This window comes from Falsihalocynthiibacter sp. SS001 (assembly GCF_042445055.1).
GTDB lineage: Bacteria > Pseudomonadota > Alphaproteobacteria > Rhodobacterales > Rhodobacteraceae > Falsihalocynthiibacter.
This window is the reverse complement of sequence record NZ_CP170339.1, coordinates 1,785,909-1,809,415: the sequence shown is the minus strand read 5'-3', so window position 1 is coordinate 1,809,415 and position 23,507 is coordinate 1,785,909. Positions and strand designations below refer to the sequence as shown.

Annotated in this window: 20 protein-coding genes; 10 read left to right on the top strand and 10 right to left on the bottom strand. The window is 55.3% G+C overall.

The genetic code is table 11. The features are described from left to right. Positions 1-60: 60 nt before the first annotated feature. Positions 61-729, bottom strand: coding sequence for a TIGR02453 family protein (locus ACFE33_RS08710; RefSeq protein WP_380052389.1), 669 nt, complete (start codon positions 727-729; stop codon positions 61-63). Between the two features lie 104 nt (positions 730-833). Here ACFE33_RS08710 and ACFE33_RS08705 point away from each other — a divergent pair, with 104 nt between their 5' ends. The 3 genes from ACFE33_RS08705 (at position 834) to ACFE33_RS08695 (ending at position 3,520) form a co-directional block, all read left to right on the top strand. Then, a complete protein-coding gene (locus ACFE33_RS08705) occupies positions 834-1,736 on the top strand; it encodes a PfkB family carbohydrate kinase (RefSeq protein ID WP_380052387.1) in 903 nt (300 codons plus the stop codon). Then, positions 1,733-2,644 (top strand): pseudouridine-5'-phosphate glycosidase, encoded by a 912-nt coding sequence (locus ACFE33_RS08700; RefSeq protein ID WP_380052385.1) that lies wholly within the window; start codon positions 1,733-1,735, stop codon positions 2,642-2,644. Before ACFE33_RS08705 ends, ACFE33_RS08700 begins: the two co-directional genes overlap by 4 nt. Before the next feature lie 102 nt (positions 2,645-2,746). Continuing rightward, positions 2,747-3,520: a DUF502 domain-containing protein gene (locus ACFE33_RS08695; protein WP_380052383.1), complete on the top strand. Its 774-nt coding sequence runs from the start codon at positions 2,747-2,749 to the stop codon at positions 3,518-3,520. A gap of 1 nt (position 3,521) precedes the next feature. Here ACFE33_RS08695 and ACFE33_RS08690 read toward each other — a convergent pair whose 3' ends face one another. Continuing rightward, positions 3,522-4,295 carry a 3-hydroxybutyrate dehydrogenase gene (locus ACFE33_RS08690; protein ID WP_380052381.1) on the bottom strand — a complete coding sequence of 258 codons (774 nt, stop codon included), beginning with the start codon at positions 4,293-4,295 and terminating at the stop codon, positions 3,522-3,524. Between the two features lie 298 nt (positions 4,296-4,593). On the opposite strand from ACFE33_RS08690, the gene ACFE33_RS08685 reads away from it, so the two are divergent. Beyond that, positions 4,594-6,414 carry an extracellular solute-binding protein gene (locus ACFE33_RS08685; protein WP_380052379.1) on the top strand — a complete coding sequence of 607 codons (1,821 nt, stop codon included), beginning with the start codon at positions 4,594-4,596 and terminating at the stop codon, positions 6,412-6,414. Then, positions 6,411-6,524, top strand: coding sequence for an entericidin EcnA/B family protein (locus tag ACFE33_RS08680; RefSeq protein WP_380052377.1), 114 nt, complete (start codon positions 6,411-6,413; stop codon positions 6,522-6,524). Before ACFE33_RS08685 ends, ACFE33_RS08680 begins: the two co-directional genes overlap by 4 nt. A gap of 92 nt (positions 6,525-6,616) precedes the next feature. Here the strand turns inward: ACFE33_RS08680 and ACFE33_RS08675 are convergent, their stop codons facing one another. Continuing rightward, positions 6,617-7,237, bottom strand: coding sequence for a helix-turn-helix domain-containing protein (locus ACFE33_RS08675; protein ID WP_380052375.1), 621 nt, complete (start codon positions 7,235-7,237; stop codon positions 6,617-6,619). Positions 7,238-7,421: 184 nt separating this feature from the next. Between ACFE33_RS08675 and ACFE33_RS08670 the strand changes: the two genes are divergently transcribed. Beyond that, a complete protein-coding gene (locus tag ACFE33_RS08670; RefSeq protein ID WP_380052373.1) occupies positions 7,422-8,078 on the top strand; it encodes a DsbA family oxidoreductase in 657 nt (218 codons plus the stop codon). A 65-nt stretch (positions 8,079-8,143) separates the two neighbouring features. Next, positions 8,144-9,343 carry a multidrug effflux MFS transporter gene (locus ACFE33_RS08665; protein WP_380052371.1) on the top strand — a complete coding sequence of 400 codons (1,200 nt, stop codon included), beginning with the start codon at positions 8,144-8,146 and terminating at the stop codon, positions 9,341-9,343. A 99-nt stretch (positions 9,344-9,442) separates the two neighbouring features. Here the strand turns inward: ACFE33_RS08665 and ACFE33_RS08660 are convergent, their stop codons facing one another. Beyond that, entirely contained in the window at positions 9,443-10,021 is a 579-nt protein-coding gene (locus ACFE33_RS08660; protein WP_380052369.1) for a YSC84-related protein, read from the bottom strand. Positions 10,022-10,185: 164 nt separating this feature from the next. Continuing rightward, positions 10,186-11,187 (bottom strand): porphobilinogen synthase, encoded by a 1,002-nt coding sequence (gene hemB, locus ACFE33_RS08655; protein WP_380052367.1) that lies wholly within the window; start codon positions 11,185-11,187, stop codon positions 10,186-10,188. Between the two features lie 135 nt (positions 11,188-11,322). Between hemB and ACFE33_RS08650 the strand changes: the two genes are divergently transcribed. Then, the gene (locus ACFE33_RS08650) at positions 11,323-11,850 is read left to right on the top strand and encodes a component of SufBCD complex (RefSeq protein WP_380052365.1); all 528 of its coding nucleotides are present in this window, start codon (positions 11,323-11,325) and stop codon (positions 11,848-11,850) included. 42 nt (positions 11,851-11,892) lie between these two features. Then, entirely contained in the window at positions 11,893-15,366 is a 3,474-nt protein-coding gene (gene mfd / locus ACFE33_RS08645; RefSeq protein ID WP_380052363.1) for a transcription-repair coupling factor, read from the top strand. A gap of 48 nt (positions 15,367-15,414) precedes the next feature. Here mfd and ACFE33_RS08640 read toward each other — a convergent pair whose 3' ends face one another. Further along, positions 15,415-16,320, bottom strand: a complete 906-nt coding sequence (locus ACFE33_RS08640) for an NAD(P)-dependent oxidoreductase (protein WP_380052361.1) — start codon at positions 16,318-16,320, stop codon at positions 15,415-15,417. 82 nt (positions 16,321-16,402) lie between these two features. On the opposite strand from ACFE33_RS08640, the gene ACFE33_RS08635 reads away from it, so the two are divergent. Next, complete coding sequence (locus ACFE33_RS08635; protein ID WP_380052359.1) at positions 16,403-18,880, top strand: penicillin acylase family protein; 2,478 nt, start codon at positions 16,403-16,405, stop codon at positions 18,878-18,880. Between the two features lie 22 nt (positions 18,881-18,902). Here the strand turns inward: ACFE33_RS08635 and hflX are convergent, their stop codons facing one another. The 4 genes from hflX to trkA form a co-directional block, all read right to left on the bottom strand. Then, positions 18,903-20,183, bottom strand: a complete 1,281-nt coding sequence (gene hflX, locus ACFE33_RS08630; protein WP_380052357.1) for a GTPase HflX — start codon at positions 20,181-20,183, stop codon at positions 18,903-18,905. A 6-nt stretch (positions 20,184-20,189) separates the two neighbouring features. Then, positions 20,190-20,423, bottom strand: a complete 234-nt coding sequence (hfq, locus tag ACFE33_RS08625; protein WP_380052355.1) for an RNA chaperone Hfq — start codon at positions 20,421-20,423, stop codon at positions 20,190-20,192. Between the two features lie 138 nt (positions 20,424-20,561). Continuing rightward, positions 20,562-22,076 carry a TrkH family potassium uptake protein gene (locus ACFE33_RS08620; protein ID WP_380052353.1) on the bottom strand — a complete coding sequence of 505 codons (1,515 nt, stop codon included), beginning with the start codon at positions 22,074-22,076 and terminating at the stop codon, positions 20,562-20,564. A gap of 2 nt (positions 22,077-22,078) precedes the next feature. After that, entirely contained in the window at positions 22,079-23,452 is a 1,374-nt protein-coding gene (trkA, locus tag ACFE33_RS08615; protein ID WP_380052351.1) for a Trk system potassium transporter TrkA, read from the bottom strand. Positions 23,453-23,507: the final 55 nt, after the last annotated feature.

The window sequence follows — 23,507 nt, the reverse complement described above, 5'->3', positions numbered from 1 at the left end:
GTGCCGCGCATTTAACCCACCTGTCCACAAGGAGCAAGCCCCAAACGGCCTAAAACAGCGTCAAATCGCGCGAAGCCACGCAATAAGCGGTAAATGCGCCTTTGTCAGGTCCAAAATGCCGTCTTTTGCGTTTTGATTGGTCAGCCATGCAGGATGCGGCTGATCGGTCATTGTGCGCGCAACGATGGATTTATGCTTGAGCAGATCCTCCCAGTCTGGGTTGGCTTCAAAGCCTTTCGGAACGCGGGCAAGAGCGGGCGGCTCAAGCTCGGAGCCAACGGCTTTCGCAGCCGCGAGCGCTTCTTGGAGCGCGGCACGTTTACTCTCATCACAGACCACCGCGCGATAGCGGGTAAGTATATCCGCATTCATACCATAGTGCCCCGCCCCATATCCGATCCCCGCTGCCTTGATAACAAAGTGCATACCAGCGGATCGGTTCGGGTGATCGCCGGACCAGAAAACCAGATGCATATGCGCGTGATATGGTGACTTATCCTTGGAAAACCGCACGTCGCGGTTAATGCGCCTCAGCGATCCGTTGACCTTGGGCATCGCCTTTAAGCCAAGCGCTGACAACTCTTGAGAGATATCGGCCACAAGCTCCTCTGCTGCGTTTTTATAGAACCACTCATAATCCGAGCGGTGCGCGTCGAACCACGTTTTGGAGTTGTTTGCCTCCAATCCATGCAGGAATTCGAACAGTTTCGGATCAAACCCGTCAAACATGCCAGCCTCCGCCAAAGGTCATCGAACCTCTTATATCCTGCGTCACGCCAAGCTCCAAGCGCGTCAGGGCTTGCACAATTTTTCGCATCAAGCGACAAAGCGCTATGAACCAGTTACCGCAAAAACCCGAAATATTGGCAATCGGATCCGTCCTTTGGGATGTGATCGGCCGCGCAACTGCGCATATGCGCGTGGGATCAGATGTTCCAGGGCGGATTACGCGCCTTCCTGGTGGTGTGGCGATGAATATTGCAATGACGCTGACGCGCTTTGGCCAGACGCCCGCGATCCTGACCGCCATTGGCGAGGACATGCAAGGCGCTGAACTCATGGCCGAGGCCCGCCAGTTAGGTATCAACACGGACTATGTCTATCGCTCCGCAGATTTGCCGACAGATAGATATATGGCGATTGAGGGTGCAAACGGATTGATCGCGGCCATCGCCGACGCGCATTCCCTTGAGGCCGCAGGCGACAAAATCCTGCGCCCACTTGCGGATGGCCGTCTGGGAAGCACCGATGCTCCTTATGAGGGCGCCATTGCGCTGGACGGGAACCTCACGCGCGCGTTGCTTGAGGATATCGCGACGAGCGACCTTTTCGTTAAGGCAGATCTGCGCGTTGCCCCTGCTAGTCCGGGTAAGGCCGAGCGCCTTCAGCCCTTCCTGAACCACACCCGCGCGACGCTTTATGTGAACCTCGAAGAAGCGGGCCTTTTGTGCCAACGCACATTTGACACCTCCCAAGAAGCCGCGAAGGGCCTTCTTGAACGCGGCGCCAAGCGGGTTTTGGTGACGGATGGTGGCAAGCCCGCGTGTGACGGCAATGCAGACGGACTGGTCACAAGCTGCCCGCCCGAAGTTCTCGTCACTCGGGTGACTGGTGCGGGCGATACGTTCATGGCGGCCCATATGGTGCGCGAATCTCGTGGCGCCTCCCGCGAAGAAGCCCTAAAGGGAGCGCTGCACGCTGCCGCAATTTATGTTTCAGGAGACACAGCCAAATGACCCTCCCTATCGTTCTTTCCCCCGAAGTTGCCGAAGCCCGCGCCGCTGGTGGTCCTATTGTTGCGCTAGAGAGCACAATCATCACTCACGGCATGCCATACCCACAGAATGTTGAAACAGCCCAAAGCGTTGAAGCCTGTGTGCGCGAAAACGGCGCAACTCCGGCCACCATCGCACTGATGGGCGGCAAGCTTCATGTTGGGCTAACGAACGAGCAGCTCTTTGAACTCGCGCAGGCCGAGAATGTCGCCAAAGTTTCGCGTGCCGATATCGCCGTGGTTCTGGCCGCTGGCGGATATGGCGCAACCACGGTCGCGGCCACAATGATCGCAGCGCATCTGGCTGGTATCTCTGTTTTTGCGACGGGCGGCATTGGCGGTGTTCATAAGGGCGCCGAAACCACATTCGATATCTCCGCGGACCTACGTGAACTTTCCGAAACTCCTGTAACTGTCGTTGCCGCAGGTGCCAAGGCGATCCTTGACCTTGAGAAAACCTACGAAGTCCTTGAAACGCTTGGTGTTCCTGTGATCGCAGTCGGCCAAGACACCCTGCCCGCTTTCTGGTCGCGCGCATCGCATCTCTCTGCACCGCTGCGCCTTGATACAGCCAGCGAGATTGCTGCGGCTCAAAAAATGCGCACTGCGATGGGCATTCCCGGTGGGCAGCTTGTGGCCAATCCAATCCCTGCTGAATCCGAGATCGCCGCCGAAGTTCTGGCGCCCGTCATCAAACAAGCCCTCCAAGAAGCCGAGAGCAAAGGCATCCATGCCAAGGACGTCACACCGTTCCTTTTGGGGCGTATTTTCGAACTGACCGAAGGGCGTTCGCTTACCGCCAATATTGCGCTTGTGCTCAACAACGCACAACTTGCGGCACAAATCGCTGTTGAGATGTCGAAAAGCTAGGCAAAGCAACTTTCTTTACCCATATCTATGTTTCCCCCGTGACATTGGCCGTCGGGACCGTAACTAATCGATAAAACTTGGTGACTCTAAGGACATAGCAGCATGGAAGAACCCGATAACGATCCCACGAACAAGCAGCGCAAACGCGGGGCGTTTGCCGGATTGCGGGCGAACTTCCTGACGGGCATCGTGGTGATTGCACCGATTGCGGTGACGTGCTGGTTGATCTGGACGGTTATCGGATGGATTGACGGATGGGTTTTGCCTTTTATTCCAGATAGTTGGGTGCCGGACTTCAACCTCGGAAACTATGTCAACTGGCGTGGAACCGAGGACCTTCCCGGTTACCCGACAGTCGAAACCATCAAGTTCCCCGGATTTGGCGTTATCATCTTCCTGATCTTTACGATCCTCGTGGGTTGGATGACGAAAGGCCTCATTGGACGTACCCTTTTGAAGTGGGGCGAAGGCATCGTTTACCGTATGCCTATCGTAAGGTCGATCTATAACGGATTGAAACAGATAGCAGAAACCGTTTTCGCTCAAACGGACACGACCTTCGATCAGGCCTGCCTTATTGAATACCCCCGCAGGGGTATCTGGGCCATCGGGTTCATCTCGACCAAGGCCAAGGGAGAGATAAACTCTCGCATCCCGTCGGATGACACCATTATGTCTGTGTTCCTACCGACCACGCCGAACCCGACATCAGGGTTTCTGCTGTTCCTGCCAAAATCCGATGTGATCGTGCTTGATATGACGGTCGAAGATACAGCGAAGCTGGTGATTTCGGCGGGGCTTGTTTATCCGAACGGAGCGGTTCCGCCCCTCACGTCCGAAGAAGCCTCTGCCTTGATCGACACCAAGGCGAAGTAAATTACATGGCGGTCCAGCCACCATCGACGCTAAGCGTTGTACCCGTCATCTGGCTTGCGGCGTCCGAGCACAGGAAAACGGCTGTTGCGCCCAACTGATCGGTCGTGGCGAATTCGCGGCTTGGTTGACGTGAAAGCATAATCTCGCTGAGAACGGTTTCGCGGTCCATGTTATGCGTCGCCATTTGATCCGGAATTTGCGCCTCGATGATCGGCGTCAAAACATAACCGGGGCAAATCGCGTTACAGGTGATCGGCTCGCGTGCAGTCTCAAGGCCGGTCGTTTTTGTGAGCCCGACCACCCCATGTTTCGCTGCGACATAAGCTGACTTATATGGCGAAGCCCGCAGCCCATGGGCCGAGGCAACGTTGATGATCCGCCCCCAACCAGCGGCCCGCATCATAGGAAGTGCCGCGGCGGTTGTATGAAAGGCCGAGCTTAGATTGATCGCGATGATCGCGTCCCATTTGTCCGTCGGGAACTCCTCAATCGGTTCAACATGCTGAATTCCCGCGTTATTCACCAGAATATCGCAGCGCCCAGCATCAGCGATCAAGCGGCGGCAATCCTCGCCCGTGGACATATCAGCAGCGATATAACGCACAGCCACGCCATGCTTGTCGGCCAATTCCTGCGCAAGGGCATGATCTTCTGCTCGATCTGTAAATGAATTGATGACAATGTCCGCCCCAGCTGCGGCGAGTGATTCCGCAATCCCCAGACCGATTCCCGAATTGGAACCTGTGACAACCGCTGTTTTTCCCGAAAGTTGCATGAAGCCTCCTTGTGCATTTTTTCAAAACCCTAGATGCTGCAACTGCGAAATGCACTATGAAAAATTGGGGTTTGAGCAAACTGACTATTGGTACCGGAAAATATGCACAAAAAAAACGCCAGCACGAAGCTGGCGTTAAGTTATTGAGGCAGGTTTCATACAGGCAAGAAACCTATCGAGCAGTAACCTCTTTATACGCAAATCCTTGCCGCCTTCCAAGCTAAAAGTTTGAAAACCTTAAGAAGCCTGCGTAGAGTTCAGTACAAATAGCCAATGGCCGAAGGGGATTGTTGCCAGAATGAAACCAAATTTTTTCCGTATTGCGTCGATGACATTGGGCGCAATGAGCATGGTGATGTCCGCAGGATTCGCCCATGCCGAACCCAAGCACGGCATATCCATGTATGGCGAACCTGCGCTACCACAGGATTTTGTGTCTCTACCCTACGCGAACGCTGACGCGCCCAAAGGTGGCCGGATCGTTCTGGGAGAGGGTGGAAGCTTCACTTCGCTCAACCCCCACATGCAAAAATCCCAAGTTCCGTGGATGCTTAGGTTTTATGGGTATGAGAGTCTGATGGGGCGCTCATGGGACGAGCCATTCACGCTTTATGGCCTCTTGGCCGAATCGGTAGAGACGAGTCCCGAGCGTGATTGGGTGGAATTCACCCTGCGCCCAGAGGCTCGATTCGCTGACGGAAGCCCCGTAACCGTCGAGGATGTGATCTGGTCATATGAAACGCTGGGCACCATCGGCCATCCCCGCTATCTCGGCGCTTGGACCAAGGTCGAGAAGATTGAGCAAACCGGCGAGCGCAAGGTCCGCTTGACGTTCAACACGGATGACCGCGAGCTTGCGCTTATTATGGGTATGCGCCCGATCCTCAAGAAAGCGCAGTGGGACGGCAAGGAATTCAACCAGTCCGGCTTTGACATCATCCCGATCACAACCGCCCCCTATCAGATTGGCGAATTCGAACCCGGCAAGTTCGTAACCCTTGTGCGTAACCCTGATTACTGGGGAAAGGATTTGCCCTTTATGAAGGGTAAGGCGAATCTGGATGAAATCCGCATGGAGTTCTATCTGGATGGATCGGTGATGTTTGAGGCCTTCAAGGCGGGGCTGCTCACCAGTTTCCGCGAAGGAAATGCCAACAAATGGGAAACCCAATACGACTTTGAAGCGGTCAAAAATGGCAGCGTTACCAAAAGCGAAATCGCACACCAGCGTCCGACGGGTATCGAGGGCTTCGTAATGAACACCCGCAATCCGCTCTTTGAAGATTGGCGTGTGCGCGAAGCTTTGATCCACCTGTATAACTTTGAAGGGATCAACGACACTATTACCGGCGGCACCCTGCCCCGCATTACGTCGTATTACTCGAACTCACCGCTTGGTATGCAAGAAGGTCCAGCAACAGGCCGCGTGGCCGAATTGCTAGAGCCATACAAAGACTCACTTAAGCCCGGTACACTTGAGGGGTACACACTCCCTGTTTCCGATGGTTCCCGCGCCAATCGCGGCAACACCCGCAAGGCGCTCGCGTTGTTCAAAGAAGCGGGATGGGAGATCGAAGACAACGTAATGCAAAATGCCCAAGGCCAGCCGTTTGAGTTTGAACTGTTGGTCCAGACGGGCGCCGAAGAGAACATCCGCAAGGGTAATATCTTTGTTGAGTCCCTCGTGCCGCTTGGGATCAAGGCAACCTTGACACGCATCGACGCGCCGCAATTCAAAGAGCGCACGCAGGTCTATGACTTTGATATGGCTTACTATAAACGCGGTCTTTCTCTCTCACCCGGTAACGAGCAACTCCTATATTGGGGCAAAGAGGGTATCGAAACACCCGGATCGCGCAACTGGATGGGTATGAACGAACCCGCCGCCGAAGCCATGATCCACGAGATGCTGAACGCCAAATCACAGGATGATTTTGTCGCCGCGGTTCGCGCACTTGATCGAGTGTTGATTTCAGGACGCTATGTGATCCCATTTGCGTATTCCAACATTGCCCGTATTGCCCACGACAGCGCGCTCAAGTATCCGGAGCACGTGCCAATATATGGCGATTGGATTATGTATCACCCAGATGTTTGGTGGTCTGAGGAGGAAAAATGAGAAACGTTCTATTCATCATTGCAACCTGCGCATCCCTTGCGGCCTGTGCAACGGTCGAGGGCGTAGGCCAGGACATCTCGTCCGGCGCGCGTGCGGTCAGCAACTGGTAGGCGTCTAAGACAGGCAATACGAACAGCGGGCGGCTCTTGGGCCGCTCGTTTTCGTTTCGGTGCTAGGAAATTTTGAAACGGTCCGAACGCAGTTACGTGAGTGATGTCACCCAAAGGATCGAAGCATCCTCTGCCGACGTCGAAATCACATTATGCCCCATAGTCGCGTCATAATAGGCGCTGTCGCCGCGGCGCAACTCAACAGGCTCGTAAAACTCGGTGTAGAGCTTCACAACACCCGTCAGAACATAGAGAAATTCTTCGCCGTCATGGCGTACCCAACCATCGAATTCGTCGATGCTTCGTGCGCGAATGGTTGCCCGATACGGGAGCATCTGCTTTTTCGTCAGGGCATTGCCCAACAGTTCGTGCTCATAGGTGGTTGTCGCATGAGCTTCGCCCTCACCGACTTTGGTGATCGACATACGCCCGTTCACCTGAACCTTGGATGGCGCGGTAAAGAGCTGAGGAACAGAAATTTCCAGCCCCTCTGCCAGCTTCTTGAGCGCCTCATACGTCGGAGACATCTGGCCGTTTTCAACCTTGGACAAAGTACTACGCGCAAGCCCCGCCTGCTTGGCAGCTTGCTCAAGCGTCCAGTTCCGCGATTTACGCAATTCGCGCACGCGCTCCCCAAGGTTCAACGGCTCTACGTGACCTTCGGTTCCGTTCTCGCGTGCTATGCGCACAATGCTCGTGTGTTTTTCGTCCATGCAATTCCTATACGCCAGCCTTAGCCAGCGGCGCAAGCCACGCTAGAAGCTAGAATTCCGATACCTCACAAATCTGTGCATTCAGGTTTACATCCCCCCTTGCTCTGATAGGTTGCCGTTAATCATCAGGACAAGTTTCATCTCCTTGCCCTACGCAACCCCATAAAATCTGCAAGGAGGCCCAATGGTCCGTCTTGATATTATTTCCGATCCGATTTGCCCGTGGTGCTATATCGGCAAAGCCAACCTTGAACGCGCGCTCGCGCAGAATCCGGATCATCCGTTTCAAATCGAATGGCACCCGTTTCAGCTAAATCCCGATATGCCCCTCGACGGGATGGACCGCCGTGAATACCTCGAAACAAAATTTGGCGGCAAAGAAGGCGCCGTAAAGGCCTATGCCCCTGTCGTTGCGGCGGCCGAGGCTGCTGGCCTTTCGATTAATTTCGAGGCGATCGAGAAAACACCCAATACTGTAAACGCGCACCGTCTTATACATTGGGCAGGCCTTGAAAAGCTTCAGTCCCGCGCTGTGGACGCGCTCTTTGAGGCGTACTTTGTTCAAGGGCGCGATATCGGCGACACCGATGTTCTTGCCGATATTGCGGACTCCATTGGAATGGATGCAGCCGTAGTGCGCCGCCTTCTGGATGGGGATCAGGATGTCAAAGACATTCAAGACCGCGACAAACACAGCCGCGAAATGGGTGTGTCGGGTGTTCCTTGTTTCATCGTCGCCAATCAACACGCTGTGCCCGGCGCACAGCCGCCCGAGACTTGGTCCAAAGTAATTCAGGAAATCAACGAACAGATCGCCCAGCAGGACGAGTCCAATACATAAGACCTTCTGCGCGCCCTAATGCGCGCAGAAGCTAACGGCGCTATGCCCTCTTAGAAAGTCCCTCCATGGCTCAGAAAAGACTGTCCCTCCCCGAATTCGTCTCCCTGATCGCAATGATGTTTGCATTGATCGCATTGTCGATTGACGCGATGCTTCCGGGCATACCTGCTATCACCTCGGAGCTTTCACCTGAGGCGCCAAACCGCGTTATGCTCGTCGTGCTGGTATTCGTATTCGGAATGGGGATCGGGACCTTCTTTACGGGTGCGCTTGCCGATGCTTTCGGTCGCAAGACGGTCATTCTCTTGGGGATGGGGATTTATCTGATTGGAGCGATCATCGCGTATTTATCCACCTCGCTTGAAATCCTGCTTGCGGCGCGTCTGCTTCAGGGCATCGGCGCATCGGGGCCGCGTATTGCCGCGCTCGCGATGGTGCGGGACCTGTTTGAAGGGCCGCAAATGGCGCGCGTTATGTCGATCGCGATGACAATCTTCATGATTGTACCTGCGATTGCGCCACTCCTTGGCCAAGCGGTTATTTTCGTTTTCGGATGGCGCGCTATCTTTGCCATGTTTGCTATATTTGCGCTGGTGGCCGGATCGTGGCTGTTCTTTCGCCAAGCCGAGACACTCACACCGGATAATGTGCGCCCGATCTCGATCAAATCCTATTTCTCTGCGTTGTTAGAGCTTAGCCGCAACCGTATCGTGGTGATTTCAATGCTTGTGCAAACGGCTGTTATCACGTTCCTTTTCGCGACGATCTCCTCAATACAACCGATCTTTGACGAAACATACGGAATGGCCAGCAGCTTCCCTTATTGGTTCGCCGGTATCGCCGTTGTTGCAGCGACTTCAAACGTCATCAACGCTCGACTGGTGGTGCGGTTGGGGATGCGTAAGCTCATCAAACGCGCGCTGAGTGCCCATGTTGTTATCGTTGGAATTATCCTCGTGACGGGGCTGATTACTCCGCTTCCGTTCTGGATGTACCTGCTATTGGTTACCGCAAACTTCCTCTTGGTTGGTTTCTGTATGGGGAACCTGACCGCTCTCGCCCTTGAGCCTATGGGCCATATCGCGGGAATGGCTTCGTCGATTACGGCGGGTATTTCTACGGTCCTTGGTGTTGTTATTGCCGTGCCGATCACCCAGAATTTTGACGGAACGCCGATGCCGCTTGTCATCGGGGCATTCACGTGTTCAGTCTGCGCAATTTCGCTGATGGTCTACCTTGGACCACGGCGAATGGATAAACAGTAACCCACGCACAAAAAATCCCGCGCATGGAGCAAACCAGCGCGGGATAGATTCATTTGGGCCGCGCAACAACGCGGCCCTTTTGCATTTATACGGCGTAGTCTAGGGGATGATCCGTGAGTACTTCGCCCCTTCCAGACTTGCGCCCGCCATCAGCCCCGCTTGGCCGAATACCACTGCGATAACAGGTGCAAGGGATGTCGTCGTTCCAACGGCGAGATTTCCGCCGCGATCGTTAACTGCGTATTCGATGTCCGCGCCAGCGGCCCAACCGCTTGAACGGCGGAACTCATTGAGTGCCTGCTCCGTCATAAAGAACAACACATGCGCCATTTGCTGGGCACCGATTTGGAAGCCAACGGTTGCGGATGTTGCGGAGTAGTAATCAACGGTCGCATCATTGATGCGAAGCGCACCCTTCCCAAAGGAGCCACCAACGCCGAAACCAGCCTTGGTAACAACAGGCATAACAAGCATGCCCGTAGATTTCTGAGACAAATCAACTGTCCCCGGATACGCCGAGTACATATGCCGCAAAGTTGCATCCACCTGCGCGTCAAGCACAGCAGCGCCATCATTTCCAATGCCGTTCCCACAAGCAGCCGTCGTAGCCGCAGCAGCACCCGCCGTTAGCAAAAATCCACGGCGCGAAAGACGCTCGATTTGCGTTGATTTAATCATGCTCTATTCCTCAATATTTGGCCGTTTATTGTCAAAACGTACCATTTAGTTGTCGGTTCATGCCGATCTTGCCCCTAATTATAGGGGTTATTCCGTGCATTGTCATTATATATAGTGGTCCGCGCTGTGTAAAATGCGAATTTCCGCTTAAGGTTAACCCAGTATTATCCCTCAGCAAGCAACCGCGCGGCACGTGGGGCAAAGTATGTCAGGATGCCATCGCACCCTGCCCGTTTGAACGCCATCAGGCTTTCGAGCATCACCTTGTCGCCGTCGATCCAATCGTTTTGCGCTGCCGCCATTTGCATCGCGTACTCGCCCGACACCTGATAGGCAAACGTCGGAACGCCGAATTCGGACTTTACCCGATGACAAATATCCAGATACGCCATCCCCGGTTTGACCATAACCATATCCGCCCCTTCGGCGAGGTCGCGCGCAACAAGGCGCATGGCTTCGTCGCTATTGGCGGGGTCCATTTGATAGGTTTTCTTGTCTCCGGTCAGGGCACCAGATGCGCCTACGGCATCGCGGAACGGGCCGTAGAATGCGCTGGCATACTTCGCGGCATAGGACAGGATGGTGACGTTCTGATGTCCTGCATCTTCCAGTGCGGTGCGGATCGCGCCGATGCGATTGTCCATCATATCCGAGGGACCAAGGATGTCCGCCCCTGCGACGGCCTGTGCCAATGCCATTTTCACCAATGCTTCGACGGTACGATCATTCACGATCTCGCCGTTCTCAACGTATCCATCGTGCCCGTTGATGTTATACGGATCGAGCGCGATATCCGTCATCACCGCAATCTCAGGCACGGCTTCTTTGATCGCGCGTATCGCCCGATTGGTGAGGTTGTCAGGGTTCCATGCCTCGGCACAATCTTCGGTCTTGAGCGAAGCGTCCGTATACGGGAACAGACAGATCGCCGGAATACCCAGATCGGCGGCCTCGCGCGCAGCCTCAACAATCAGATCAACCGAGAGCCGCTCAACACCTGGCATACTTGGAATTGGCTGGCGCGTGTTCTCTCCGGCCACAACAAAAACCGGCCAGATAAAATCCGCGGCCGTCAGTGTGTTTTCACTAACCATCGCCCGCAACGCAGGAGATTTTCGCAGACGACGCAAACGGGCAGCGGGAAAAGGAGCAACAGGTGCGGGCATTTTGGTATCCTCATTTGACCAACTTCTTGGGTGCCACGGATTTTCGGCACACTCAAGGGTAGGAATCAGCGCAGGAGCGATATACTGTCCTTGCTTGTGCCTATTGCATAACAAGACACGACGAAGGATGACTGTTTGGATCTCTACGAGAATATTTTCGAACTCATCGATATGCGTTCATTTTCAAACTTGTGGTATTGGATTGGCCTCGCTGTCCTTTGGTCCAGCGCGAGCCATTGGGTGCTCGGCGTACCGGTTGACCTGATACATCGCGCGCGCCGCCTTGAGGGTGAAACCATGCAGGACCTTCAAGACCTCGTTCGGATAAACTGCAACCGCATTCATTATATCATCGAAATGTCGGGGCTTTGGCTTCTTGGCTTCGTGAGCTTTATCCTCACCACATTGGCCATTCTGGGCGGGTTTTATAATGTCGAGTTTGCACAGGCGGTGTTCCTGCTCTTTGCGCCGATGGCAGTTGTCGGATCACTTTCGCTTGCACTTGCACGAGATGTCACCAAAAAGCAGCCCACAGGGCAGATGCTTTGCAAGCGCCTTTTGCGCCATCGCATCTATATTCAGCTTATCGGGGTCGTTTCTATATTTGTCACGGCGATGTGGGGCATGTATCAGAACATGAATTTCAGCGCCTTGTTCGGCTAGATCATCAATAATGCGCCTCCTCCCCGAGGCCGGAGAACCACCGTGGCAACCTCAAACGCCAAGCACATTACCCAAAGCGGCGCCCCAGAAGGATTCGACGCAAAACTCTTGCTGACGGAATTGACCAAGTCGCAAGGCGCAGTCATCCACGTGGCGCGCGATGCGAAACGGCTTGCCGCGATGAAGGCGGCACTTGCGTTCTTTGCACCCGATACGGTTGTGATGAGTTTTCCCGCTTGGGATTGCTTGCCCTATGATCGCGTGTCCCCGAATGCCGATACTTCCGCGGCGCGAATGGCTGTCCTAGCGAGCTTGGTGCATGAACTCCCCAAGCGCTTCATTATTCTGACCACACTATCAGCAGCAATGCAGCGCGTCCCGGCGCGCGAAATACTTCGCAAGTCAGCCTTCACTGCCGCTGTAGGGCAACGTGTCGATATTGACGAGCTACGAGCGTTTCTTGTGCGAATGGGATTTTCGCAGGCTCCAACCGTAACCGAACCAGGTGATTACGCCGTGCGTGGCGGGATCATTGATATCTTTCCCCCAGGCGATAGCGGCCCAATCCGGTTGGATTTCTTCGGCGACACATTGGATGGCCTGCGTCGCTTTGATGCCGAGACACAGCGCACAACCGACAAGCTCAAGACCATCGAACTTGCGCCCGTCTCCGAGGTAATCCTCGATGAGGATGCGATCACCCGTTTCCGCCAAAATTACCGTTTGGAGTTTGGCGCGGCGGGCACCGATGATCCGCTCTACGAGGCCGTATCAGCGGGCCGCAAGCACCAAGGCGTTGAGCATTGGTTGCCCTTTTTCCACGAACGTCTTGAGACTATTTTCGACTATCTCCCCAACGCGTCCATTATGCTCGACGATCAGGTTGATGCCGCGCGGCTCTCTCGTTGGGACAGTATTGCCGATCAGTATGAAACACGCCGCCTTGCGATGTCCGCCAAATCGCGCCTCGATAGTGTCTATAAACCTTGCCCACCTGAGCAACTCTATCTCGATGATGTCGTCTGGGGCAAAGCTGTCGAAGATCACCGCGTCATCACACTCGCGCCGCTGCCGCAATCAACGGGCTTTGGTGTTGTGGATGCTGGCGGGCGGATCGGCCGTAACTTTAGCCCCGAGCGCCAACAGGAGAACGCCAACCTCTTTGAGGCACTTGGCGAGCACATTAACACCAGTCGCAAGAGTAATCAGGTTGTTGTCGCCAGCTTCTCAGAGGGTGCGCGCGAACGTCTGTCGGGCTTGATCGCCGATGAGGGTGTCGAGGGCGCACAACCTATCAAGGATTTTCGCGACATTCCCGAGGGGCGCGGCGGCGTGTTTCTTGCGGTATGGCCGCTTGAGCAAGGATTTGTTTCGCAGGGCCTCACCGTCATTTCCGAACAGGACGTACTGGGCGACCGCCTTATCCGTAGTAGCAAGCGCAAGCGCCGTGCGGATAACTTCCTTACGGAAACGCAGAGCCTCTCTGCCGGAGAGTTGGTTGTGCACGTTGATCACGGCGTTGGGCGCTTTACGGGCCTTGAGACCGTTACCGCAATGGGCGCGCCGCACGAATGTCTGACGCTCGAATATGCGGGCGGCGATCGGCTGTTCCTTCCTGTTGAGAACATCGAACTCCTTAGCCGCTATGGCCACGATGAAGGGTTGCTCGACAAGCTCGGCGGTGGCGCGTGGCAGGCCAAGAAAGCCAAGCTCAAAGAACGCATTCGCGCCGTTGCGGACAAGCTTATCCGAATTGCCGCCGAACGCGCCTTGCGCCGCGCGCCGATCATGTCCCCGCCCGAAGGAATGTGGGACGCATTCGCTGCGCGCTTCCCCTATTCCGAAACAGAAGATCAGCTTTCGGCCATCCATGACACGCTGGACGATATGGAATCCGGCCATCCGATGGACCGACTAATCTGTGGGGATGTTGGCTTTGGCAAAACCGAAATAGCCATGCGCGCAGCATTCGTTGCGGCGATGTCTGGCGCGCAAGTCGCGGTGATTGCCCCGACCACTTTGCTTGCCCGTCAACACTACAAAAGCTTCGCCGAACGCTTCCGCGGCTTCCCGATCGAAGTCCGTCAACTCAGCCGTTTCGTAGGCACCAAAGAAGCCCATGACACCCGTGAAGCCATCAAACGCGGCACGGCGGATATCGTCGTGGGCACACACGCGCTCTTGGCCAAGACCGTGCGTTTTCAGAACCTCGGCCTGCTCGTCATCGACGAAGAGCAGCGTTTCGGTGTCGGCCACAAAGAGCGCCTCAAGGAAATGCGCACCGATATCCACGTTCTTACCCTGACGGCCACGCCAATTCCGCGCACGCTTCAGATGAGCCTGTCGGGTGTACGCGACCTCTCGATCATTGGCACGCCACCGGTGGACCGTCTGGCCATCCATACCTATGTGAGCGAGTTTGACAGCGTAACCCTACGCGAAGCATTCCTCCGCGAGCATTATCGCGGCGGGCAGAGCTTCTATGTGGTGCCGCGCATCAAGGACCTGCCCGAGGTCGAGGAATTCCTGCGCGAGCATGTTCCAGAAGTCAGCTTTGTCGTCGCACATGGCCAGATGGCCGCGGGCGAATTGGATGATCGGATGAACGCCTTTTATGACGGGCAATACGATGTGCTTGTGGCGACAACGATTGTTGAAAGCGGTCTGGATATCCCAACGGCGAACACAATGGTTGTGCACCGCGCAGATATGTTCGGCCTTGCGCAACTCTATCAAATTCGAGGACGTGTTGGCCGCAGCAAGACCCGCGCCTATGCCTATATGACCACCAAGCCCCGCGCGCCTCTTACGCCGACCGCTGAGAAACGGCTGCGCGTATTGGGCAGTCTCGACAGCCTTGGCGCGGGCTTTACGCTTGCCAGCCAGGATCTGGATATTCGCGGCGCGGGGAACCTTCTTGGAGAAGCACAATCGGGCCACGTCCGTGAAGTCGGGTTTGAGCTTTATCAATCCATGCTCGAAGAAGCGATTGCCAAAATCAAATCCGGTGAAGGCGAAGGACTCTCCGACGATAACGATCAATGGGCGCCGCAGATCAACCTCGGCGTGCCCGTGCTGATCCCTGAGGACTATGTGCCCGATCTGGATGTGCGGCTTGGGCTGTACCGTCGTTTGTCTGGCCTCACCAAGAAAGTCGAACTCGAAGGTTTTGCTGCTGAGTTGATCGACCGCTTCGGAGAATTGCCGCGTGAGGTCAATACGCTACTGCTTGTTGTGCGGATCAAGGCAATGTGCAAACGGGCCGGCATCGCGAAACTTGACGCAGGCCCCAAAGGCGCGACGCTTCAATTCCATAATGATAAGTTCGCATCCCCCAAAGGGCTGGTGGAATTCATCGGCGATCAAAAAGGCAAAGCCAAAGTGCGCGACAACAAAATCGTTGTGCAACGTGATTGGGAAAAAGAAGCGGACAAAATCCGCGGCGCTTTCGCCATCGCCAAAGAGCTTGCGGAGAAGCTCCGCGACGAAAAAAAGCGCAGCAAGGCCAAGACATAAGAAAGGGCGGCACCAAGGGCCGCCCGTTTCATTTCAACCGATTTGGCCTTAGCCCATATGACGAAGACGTTTGATCAAGCTTGAAGTGTCCCAACGATTGCCGCCCATCTTTTGGACGTCCTTGTAGAACTGATCCACCAAGGCCGTCAGCGGCAGGCTCGCGCCATTTTCGTCCGCAGTATCAAGACATATCCCAAGGTCCTTGCGCATCCAATCCACAGCGAACCCATGATCAAACTCATCCGCGATCATCGTTTTGTAGCGGTTCTGCATCTGCCAGCTTCCGGCGGCGCCTGCGGAAATCGTTTCGATAACCGCTTCGCCATCAAGGCCTGCTTTCTCGGCAAAATGTAGCGCCTCGGACAGGCCCTGAACCACACCAGCGATGCAAATTTGGTTAACCATTTTCGTCAGCTGCCCCGCGCCATTTTCGCCCAGACGGCTACAGACTTTGGCATATGCGGCCATAATGGGTTCCGCACGGTCATAAACGTCCTGATCGCCGCCACACATGATCGAAAGCACGCCATTCTCGGCCCCCGCTTGTCCGCCCGAAACAGGCGCATCGACATAGCCAATACCCGTTTCTGCGGCGACCGCATAAAGCTCGCGCGTCACAGCGGCGGAAACTGTGGTGTGATCGACAAAGACCGAACCGCTCGCCATAGATTGAAACGCCCCATCCGGCCCCACGCAAACCGAGCGCAAATCATCATCATTGCCCACACATGCCATGACAAAATCCGCGCCCTGTGCGGCTTCCGCAGGTGTCTGCGAAAAGCTGCCGCCGTGCTCTTTGGCCCATGCTTCTGCTTTGGCGGTTGTACGATTATATACCGTTACATCATGGCCCGCTTTGGCGAGGTGGCCCGCCATGGGATACCCCATTACACCGAGCCCTAAAAAAGTGATTTTCGCCATAGCTTTTCTCCCAACATTTTTTCGCGTAGACAACCGCAAACCAAAGGTTTCTCTTGCGAGTCTCTATCTTGTCGAACACTAATGTATACACTAAGCGCGTCAAGCGGGAGGCGTCATGAAAACCCTTTTCAAATGGCTATATCGGCTGGTCTTGGCGGGCATTGCAGCAGTCATTATCGGGTTTGTGGGCGCATATTACCTCGCGGGGCGTTCAATCCCTGATTACGATGCCGAATATGCCATCGCCGAGCTTACCGGCGAAGTCGAAATCGTGCGTGATAATGCCAGCGTTCCCCATATTTTCGGCGAAACAGATGAGAGTGTCTATTTCGGCCTCGGGTTCGCCCATGCGCAGGATCGCCTTTGGCAGATGATCATGATGCGTCGCACCGCCGAAGGGCGCTTGTCCGAATTGTTCGGCGAACGGGCCTTGGCGATTGATGATTTGATGCGTCGCCTTGATATCTATGACCTGTCCAAACGATCCGTGCGCGCCCAAGACCCCGAGACACTCGAGGCGCTCAATGCCTACGCGCGTGGCGTAAACAGTTGGCTTGATGCCGTCAACGAAGGCGCACAAGGACGAGGCGCGCCCGAGTTGTTCCTCTATTCCACCCCGCTTGCGCCATGGACGCCGGCGGACTCGATTGCTGTTGCGAAGCTCATGGCGGTTCAGGCCTCTGCACACCTAGAGGAAGAAGTGCTGCGGACCCGTGCGATGCTTGCGATTTCACCAGAGCGGGTTCCTGACCTCGTGCCTGATCCCATGAACCAGCCGATCAACGCCCTACCGGAATACGCATCATTCTTTCCCAAGGATGCCGAGTTTCCGATATATACCGATTTTTCCAATGGTTCTGATCCGCTGACAGAGTCGCTCTCCCCGTTCAAGAGCCGCGCTTTTGCTGGGGCATCCAATGCTTGGGCGGCGGCCCCGTCCCGTTCGGCGACGGGTTCGACGCTGCTTGCAAATGATCCCCATATCGGGTTTTCCGCGCCTGCGGTCTGGTATCTTGCGCGTATTGAACTTGAGGACGGCGGCATTATCGGCGGCACCATCCCCGGTATCCCTGCGATCATTTCCGGCCGTTCCAAGGAAATCGGCTGGGGTGTGACATCGTCTTATATGGATGACCAAGACGTTTTCATCGAGCGTTTGAACCCCGAAGATTCCGAGGAATACCTCACACCGAATGGCTTCAAGCGTTTTGAAATCCGTCAAACCATCGTAAAGGTTAAAGACAGCGAGCCGCGCACCCTCACGCTGCGCTGGACCGAAAATGGCCCAGTCCTTCCGCCAAGCCACTATGACGTTGGCAAGGTCACGCCGCGCGGGCATGTCGCGACGCTTGCATGGACCGCGCTTTCGGCCCGTGACACTTCGATTGGCGCAATGATCAAGCTGATGATGGCAAAATCAATCGACGAGGCCATTGAGGCGGGTGAAGGTTATATCGCCAACTCGCAAAACGTGACGCTGATTGATGATGATGAGATCGCCCTCAAGACCTTCGGCGCCGCTCCTAAACGCGCAGAGAACCACCAATCCAAGGGCCGAACCCCTGCGCCGGGCTGGCTTGCCAATAACCGCTGGCAGGGCCGTATGGACTATGCCGACAATCCAGAGTTCCGCGCCCCTGCTGGGGGAATATTGGGCAACACGAACAATCAGATCGTCGACCGCCCCTTCCCCAATCACATCAGCTATTTCTGGGGAGATACCGAGCGTATTCAGCGTTGGCAGAAGCTGATGATGAACCGCGAGGTCCACACCCGCGAGAGCTTTATCGAAGGGCAGTTGGATACCGTCAGCGTGACGGCACGACGCTTGCTCCCGCTTATTGCGGCCGACCTCTGGTTTACCGAGGCCCAAGCGCCCGAAGGCACCCGTGAACGTCAGCGCCAGATCGCGCTTGATTTGCTTGCGGACTGGAACGGTGAAATGAACGAGCACCTGCCCGAGCCACTTATCTATGCGGCGTGGATGTATACCCTGCAACAACGTCTGATTGAGGATGATCTCGGGCCGTTCGCCAAGGACTTTGCCCACCTTAATCCTGTTTTCATCGACCGTGTGTTCCGAGATGTCGATGGTGCAAGCGCGTGGTGCAACGTGGTGCAATCAACGCTAGACGAGACCTGTACCGACATGGCGCGACTGTCGCTCGATGATGCGCTGTTGTGGCTTCAGGAAAACTATAGCTCGGACCTTACATCCCTGCGTTGGGGCGATGCTCATCAGGCTACACATGACCATGCGGTGCTGGGCACCACTCCGATTTTGAAGTGGTTTGTGAACATCCGTCAAAGCACCTCTGGCGGTGACAACACGCTTATGCGCGGCCTGACGGCGGGTGTTGGCTCCAATCCGTTCCTCAACGTACATGGCGCGGGCTATCGCGGGGTTTATGACTTCGCGGATCCAGATAGTTCTGTGTTTATCATTCCAACAGGTCAATCAGGTCACCCGCTAAGCCGTCATTACGATGACCTCGGCCAACTGTGGCGGCGCGGAGAGTACATTCCCATGAGCCTTGATCCAGAGCTAGCACGTGCTGGTGCCGTCGGGATCACAACCTTGCGTCCAAGATAGCTGCCCGCACAACGGGCAGCCCTTACATATCGCGGAAGTTTTTCTCTTGGCGGGCGGTCCAGTAGACCGAGAGGTGGAAACCGTCTTCGCCTTGAGTTTCGTTTTCAACCAGACCTTCGGAAAAGAGCCACGCACGCTTTTTTCCATCGCTGAACGGTAGGACAAGATCGCGGCGAGTTTTGGGATCGGTCAGGGCTTCTGATACCGCATCAAGCAGCTCTTCCATCCCCTCACCAGTTATCGACGACGTGGCGAAAATTGTATCTTCGCGCTCGGCCCTGGCGATGATGCCTTCTTTGTCGCCCTCATCCAGAAGGTCGATCTTATTCCAGACTTCGATGATCGGCGTTTCCTTGGGTACGCCAAGATCGGCCATAATCGAGTTTACGTCATTGGCTTGCTGTTCCGTCAGCGGATGCGAAATATCACGAACGTGAAGGATCAGATCAGCGTCCAGAACCTCCTCAAGCGTCGCACGGAAAGCGGCAACAAGCTGTGTCGGTAGTTCCGAAATAAAACCAACCGTATCAGAGAGAATAATCTGTTTTCCTGACGGAAGTTCGACCGAACGCATCGTCGGATCGAGCGTCGCAAACAACATATCCTTGGCAAACACCTCGGCTCCCGTCAGACGGTTGAACAGCGTGGATTTGCCAGCGTTGGTGTAGCCAACAAGCGCAACAACAGGGAACGGAACGCGCGCACGAGCCTGCCGATGCAGGGCGCGTGTTTTCACCACTTTGGAAAGCTGGCGTTGAAGCCCCTGAATACGTTCGTCGATTGCACGACGGTCGGCCTCGATCTGGGTTTCACCCGGACCACCGACAAAACCAAGGCCACCTCTTTGGCGCTCAAGGTGGGTCCATGCACGCACCAGACGTGTTCGCTGATAACTCAGCGCGGCAACCTCAACCTGTAGCACACCCTCGCGGGTTCGGGCACGGTCCGAGAAAATCTCAAGGATAAGCCCCGTACGGTCGAGGATTTTAACACCCCATTCCTTTTCGAGGTTACGTTGCTGAACCGGCGTCAACGCACCATCAATCAACACAAGGTCAACTTCGGCAGATTTAATAAGCTGCTTTAGTTCCTCAGTTTTACCACTCCCAAAGAGCCAGCCAGCCCGCGCCTTAGGAACAGGCACGACCGTAGCACCAACAACATTGGTTTCGGGCATCGCCTCGGCGAGGGATACAGCCTCTTCGAGCGCGAACTTGGGATCACGGCGTAGCCGATCACTCCGCAGATCGGGGTGTAAAACCCAAACTGGGGTATCGGGCTTCTCGGGGTATTCTTCTCCCATTTGGGCCTATTCTTCGCCTTCGTACAAGCTGATGGGTTGTGAAGGCATAATCGTGGAAATCGCGTGCTTATAAACCAATTGCGATTGTCCGTCACGACGCAAAAGCACACAGAAGTTATCAAACCAAGTGATAACGCCCTGAAGTTTTACGCCATTGATAAGAAATATCGTGACCGGAATTTTTGTTTTGCGAACATTGTTAAGAAATGCGTCTTGTAAATTTTGCTTATCGGCAGCCATCGTTTATTAGCCTTTTTCTTGTTTTTATGTGCCAGATTCAAATACAGGTATCGTCACCCTGCCCCTTAGTATGGCAATCCAACCACCGAGTTTCCAGTGCAAATTCGTAACTTCTTGGGAGAAATTACGAACACCGGCCTAATTGCGCCAAGTATCGGGGTTGAGCAAAGCGATAATCGCCAACGTTTCAAGCCGCCCGAGGACCATGGCACCCGCGAGGATCATTTTCGCGATTGGTGCAACGTCAGCATAGGAAATCGGTGTTTCTGTCACGACATTTGCTAGTGGCCCGGTGGTCGAAAGCGCGGCAATCGTAAGGATCATAGCGTTGTCAAAGCTCAAACCGTTTACCGCAAGCAGCAGCATGATCACCGAAAGAGATAGCGCGAACAGCATGAAGAATATCCATGCAACATAGGCCCCGTGTCGCCGCAAATGCCGTCCATCGGCACCCGATCCGGTGATGCTTGATGGATGCACAAGGCGCTCTGTCTCGCGTTGACCGTTCTTGTAAAGCGCATAGACCCGCAGAAGCTTTACCCCACCTGCCGTTGTCGCAACACCGCCGCCGATCATCGCCAGCCCAAGCGGAATAAGCCCCGGCGTGGCCATGCCAGACCAGTAACTTGCATCCCCCCAAGAGCGGCTCTCGAACCCTGTTGTGGTCAGGAAGGACACCACCGTAAACACACTTCCCCAAAACGCGGATATCGCCTCACCCGTGTCACCAATCGCGTCCTCGCCAAAGGCACCGTACCAGTGGCGCATGAACATAAGTGAGGGAATCGACAGGATCAGGAAGCTCGCAAAGCGGATCTCGGGGTCACGGGCGAATGTTTGAAAGTTGCGGCCATGAATGTCCGTTGCGAAGGTCAGGCGCGAAATCGCAAAGAACATGGCGAGTAGAATGAAGAACTCGCCCAGCCAGCTTGAATCAGAGGTAAGCAAACCACCCGTCGCTGAAATCCCGCTGGTACATAGCGTCGACATCGCATGGACAAACGCCACAAACGGACGGTCCCCAGAAAGGATCAACAGCAGCCACAGCACTGCCGTAAGCCCCACGTATATCGGCAAAAGCTGAATGGCCGCCCGCACAAGACGCTCGGACCCATCCGCAACATGTGTGATCTGAGAGATATCTGCCGCCACGCGCCGCCGCGCAGAGGACAAGACCTCAAATCCACCAAGGTTCAAGGGCGCAAGGATCGCAACCGCGCTCACCCATATAAAGAACCCGCCAAGCCACGCCACGAAGGCCCTCCAAAGGTGGAGCGACTCTGGTATTTCATCGGGTTCAAAAAGTGTCGCGCCGGTCGTTGTGATCGAGGACACCATTTCAAAATAGGTGTCCATATAGGTGACGTTCTGAAGCGATTGGTGCATCGGCACCGCCAGCATAACCGGCAAGAACGCAAAGCACACAAAGAGCGAAAGCAGATGGCTTCCCGCCTCATTTCTGGCCTGATAATTCGCCGTTGCCAGCGCCATCACAAGAGTAAACGCCAGAAACAACAAGCCGCCATAAAGGAACACGCGCGCCGTTTCAAAATCCCGAACGGCACCCGCATGAAGCGTCGGCACGAACATCGCAAGCGAACCAATCCCCATCAGGATCACAAAAAGCGGCAATGCGAGGATGCGCGCGAACATCTCTAGAAGAAATCAATCGAAACCTGCAGGAGGCGCTCGACCTCCGGCACATCGGCGGACATGGTGAAAATCGTAATCACATCCCCCTCCTCGATCCGCATTGAACCGTCGGGACGTGAAACTTTGCCATCTCTTAGAACCGCGCCGATCAACACACCCTCGGGGAAGTCGATGTCGCGCAAGGCAACACCCGAGATCGGGCTCGTCGAGAGCACCTGTGCCTCGATAACTTCGGCCTCTGCATCGCCAATCGAATGCACTTCGCGCACACGCCCGTGACGTATATGGCGTAGAATGGAGCTCACCGTCGTGGCGCGCGGATTGATATAGGCGTCAATTCCCATCGGCGCGAGCAGCGGCACAAGTGTCGGGTCGTTCACTAGACAAATGGCCATGGGGCACCCCATCCCCTTGGCACGCACAGCCGCCAAGAGGTTCACCTTGTCGTCGTCGGTCACACACAAAATCGCGTCCGAGCGGCTTATACCCGCTTCCTCAAGCAATTCAGGGCTAAGTCCGTCGCCGTTCAAAACAATGGTTCGCTCAAGCGCATCAGCGGCGTGCTCTGCACAGCGGCTGTCGCGTTCAATAATCTTGGCGCGGACATTCCCCGCATTCTCAAGCGCGGTTGCGACCGCAAGGCCGACATTACCGCCACCAATAATGACGACACGCTCTTGTTTTAATTGGGTTTTTCCGAAAACCTCAAGCGTGCGATTAACGTCCCCCGTGTTGGTGAAAACGTAAACCTGATCGCCGCCGAACAACTGATCATTCGGGTTTGGCACGAACAAAGAGCCTTTGCGACGAATCCCAACGACATTCGCCGAAAGCGTCGAGAACAAATCCGTCAGCTGGCGAAGCGGCGTATTAAGAACCGGACAATCATCGGCCAGTTGCAGACCTAGAAGCTGGCTCTTGTTGTCCAGAAAGCTCTCGGTATCAAAAGCTGCGGGCGCGGAAAGCCGAAGCAAAGCGGCCTCGGCGACTTCTTTCTCGGGCGAAATCACCACGTCGATCGGCATGTGATCGCGCCGATACAAATCCGAGTAGATTGCATCAAGATAGGATTGGCTCCGCAAACGGGCGATCTTGCGGGGGATGGCAAAGACAGAGTGCGCCACCTGACAGGTGACCATATTCACCTCGTCCGAATGGGTCGCAGCGATAATCATATCCGCATCGCGCGCGCCTGCCTCGTCAAGGACATCAGGGTAACTCGCAAAGCCAGCAATCCCCTGAACCTCAAGCGTATCCATCGCACGGCGTACCAGATCGGGGTTGTTATCAACGACGGTGACGTCGTTTCGCTCGCCCGAAAGGTGACGCGCGATTTGCCAGCCGACCTGACCCGCTCCACAGATAATGACTTTCACGACACCGCCCTTTTGTGCAAATTCAACAGGTTCTTAATCACAAACATCTATGGCC

Excerpts from the sequence above, each read along its gene's own strand:
- ACFE33_RS08710 (WP_380052389.1), bottom strand. The coding sequence starts at position 729 with ATGTTTGACGGGTTTGATCCGAAACTGTTCGAATTCCTGCATGGATTG.
- ACFE33_RS08705 (WP_380052387.1), top strand. The coding sequence starts at position 834 with ATGAACCAGTTACCGCAAAAACCCGAAATATTGGCAATCGGATCCGTC.
- ACFE33_RS08700 (WP_380052385.1), top strand. The coding sequence starts at position 1,733 with ATGACCCTCCCTATCGTTCTTTCCCCCGAAGTTGCCGAAGCCCGCGCC.
- ACFE33_RS08695 (WP_380052383.1), top strand. The coding sequence starts at position 2,747 with ATGGAAGAACCCGATAACGATCCCACGAACAAGCAGCGCAAACGCGGG.
- ACFE33_RS08690 (WP_380052381.1), bottom strand. The coding sequence starts at position 4,295 with ATGCAACTTTCGGGAAAAACAGCGGTTGTCACAGGTTCCAATTCGGGA.
- ACFE33_RS08685 (WP_380052379.1), top strand. The coding sequence starts at position 4,594 with ATGAAACCAAATTTTTTCCGTATTGCGTCGATGACATTGGGCGCAATG.
- ACFE33_RS08680 (WP_380052377.1), top strand. The coding sequence starts at position 6,411 with ATGAGAAACGTTCTATTCATCATTGCAACCTGCGCATCCCTTGCGGCC.
- ACFE33_RS08675 (WP_380052375.1), bottom strand. The coding sequence starts at position 7,237 with ATGGACGAAAAACACACGAGCATTGTGCGCATAGCACGCGAGAACGGA.
- ACFE33_RS08670 (WP_380052373.1), top strand. The coding sequence starts at position 7,422 with ATGGTCCGTCTTGATATTATTTCCGATCCGATTTGCCCGTGGTGCTAT.
- ACFE33_RS08665 (WP_380052371.1), top strand. The coding sequence starts at position 8,144 with ATGGCTCAGAAAAGACTGTCCCTCCCCGAATTCGTCTCCCTGATCGCA.
- ACFE33_RS08660 (WP_380052369.1), bottom strand. The coding sequence starts at position 10,021 with ATGATTAAATCAACGCAAATCGAGCGTCTTTCGCGCCGTGGATTTTTG.
- hemB (WP_380052367.1), bottom strand. The coding sequence starts at position 11,187 with ATGCCCGCACCTGTTGCTCCTTTTCCCGCTGCCCGTTTGCGTCGTCTG.
- ACFE33_RS08635 (WP_380052359.1), top strand. The coding sequence starts at position 16,403 with ATGAAAACCCTTTTCAAATGGCTATATCGGCTGGTCTTGGCGGGCATT.
- hflX (WP_380052357.1), bottom strand. The coding sequence starts at position 20,183 with ATGGGAGAAGAATACCCCGAGAAGCCCGATACCCCAGTTTGGGTTTTA.
- hfq (WP_380052355.1), bottom strand. The coding sequence starts at position 20,423 with ATGGCTGCCGATAAGCAAAATTTACAAGACGCATTTCTTAACAATGTT.
- ACFE33_RS08620 (WP_380052353.1), bottom strand. The coding sequence starts at position 22,076 with ATGTTCGCGCGCATCCTCGCATTGCCGCTTTTTGTGATCCTGATGGGG.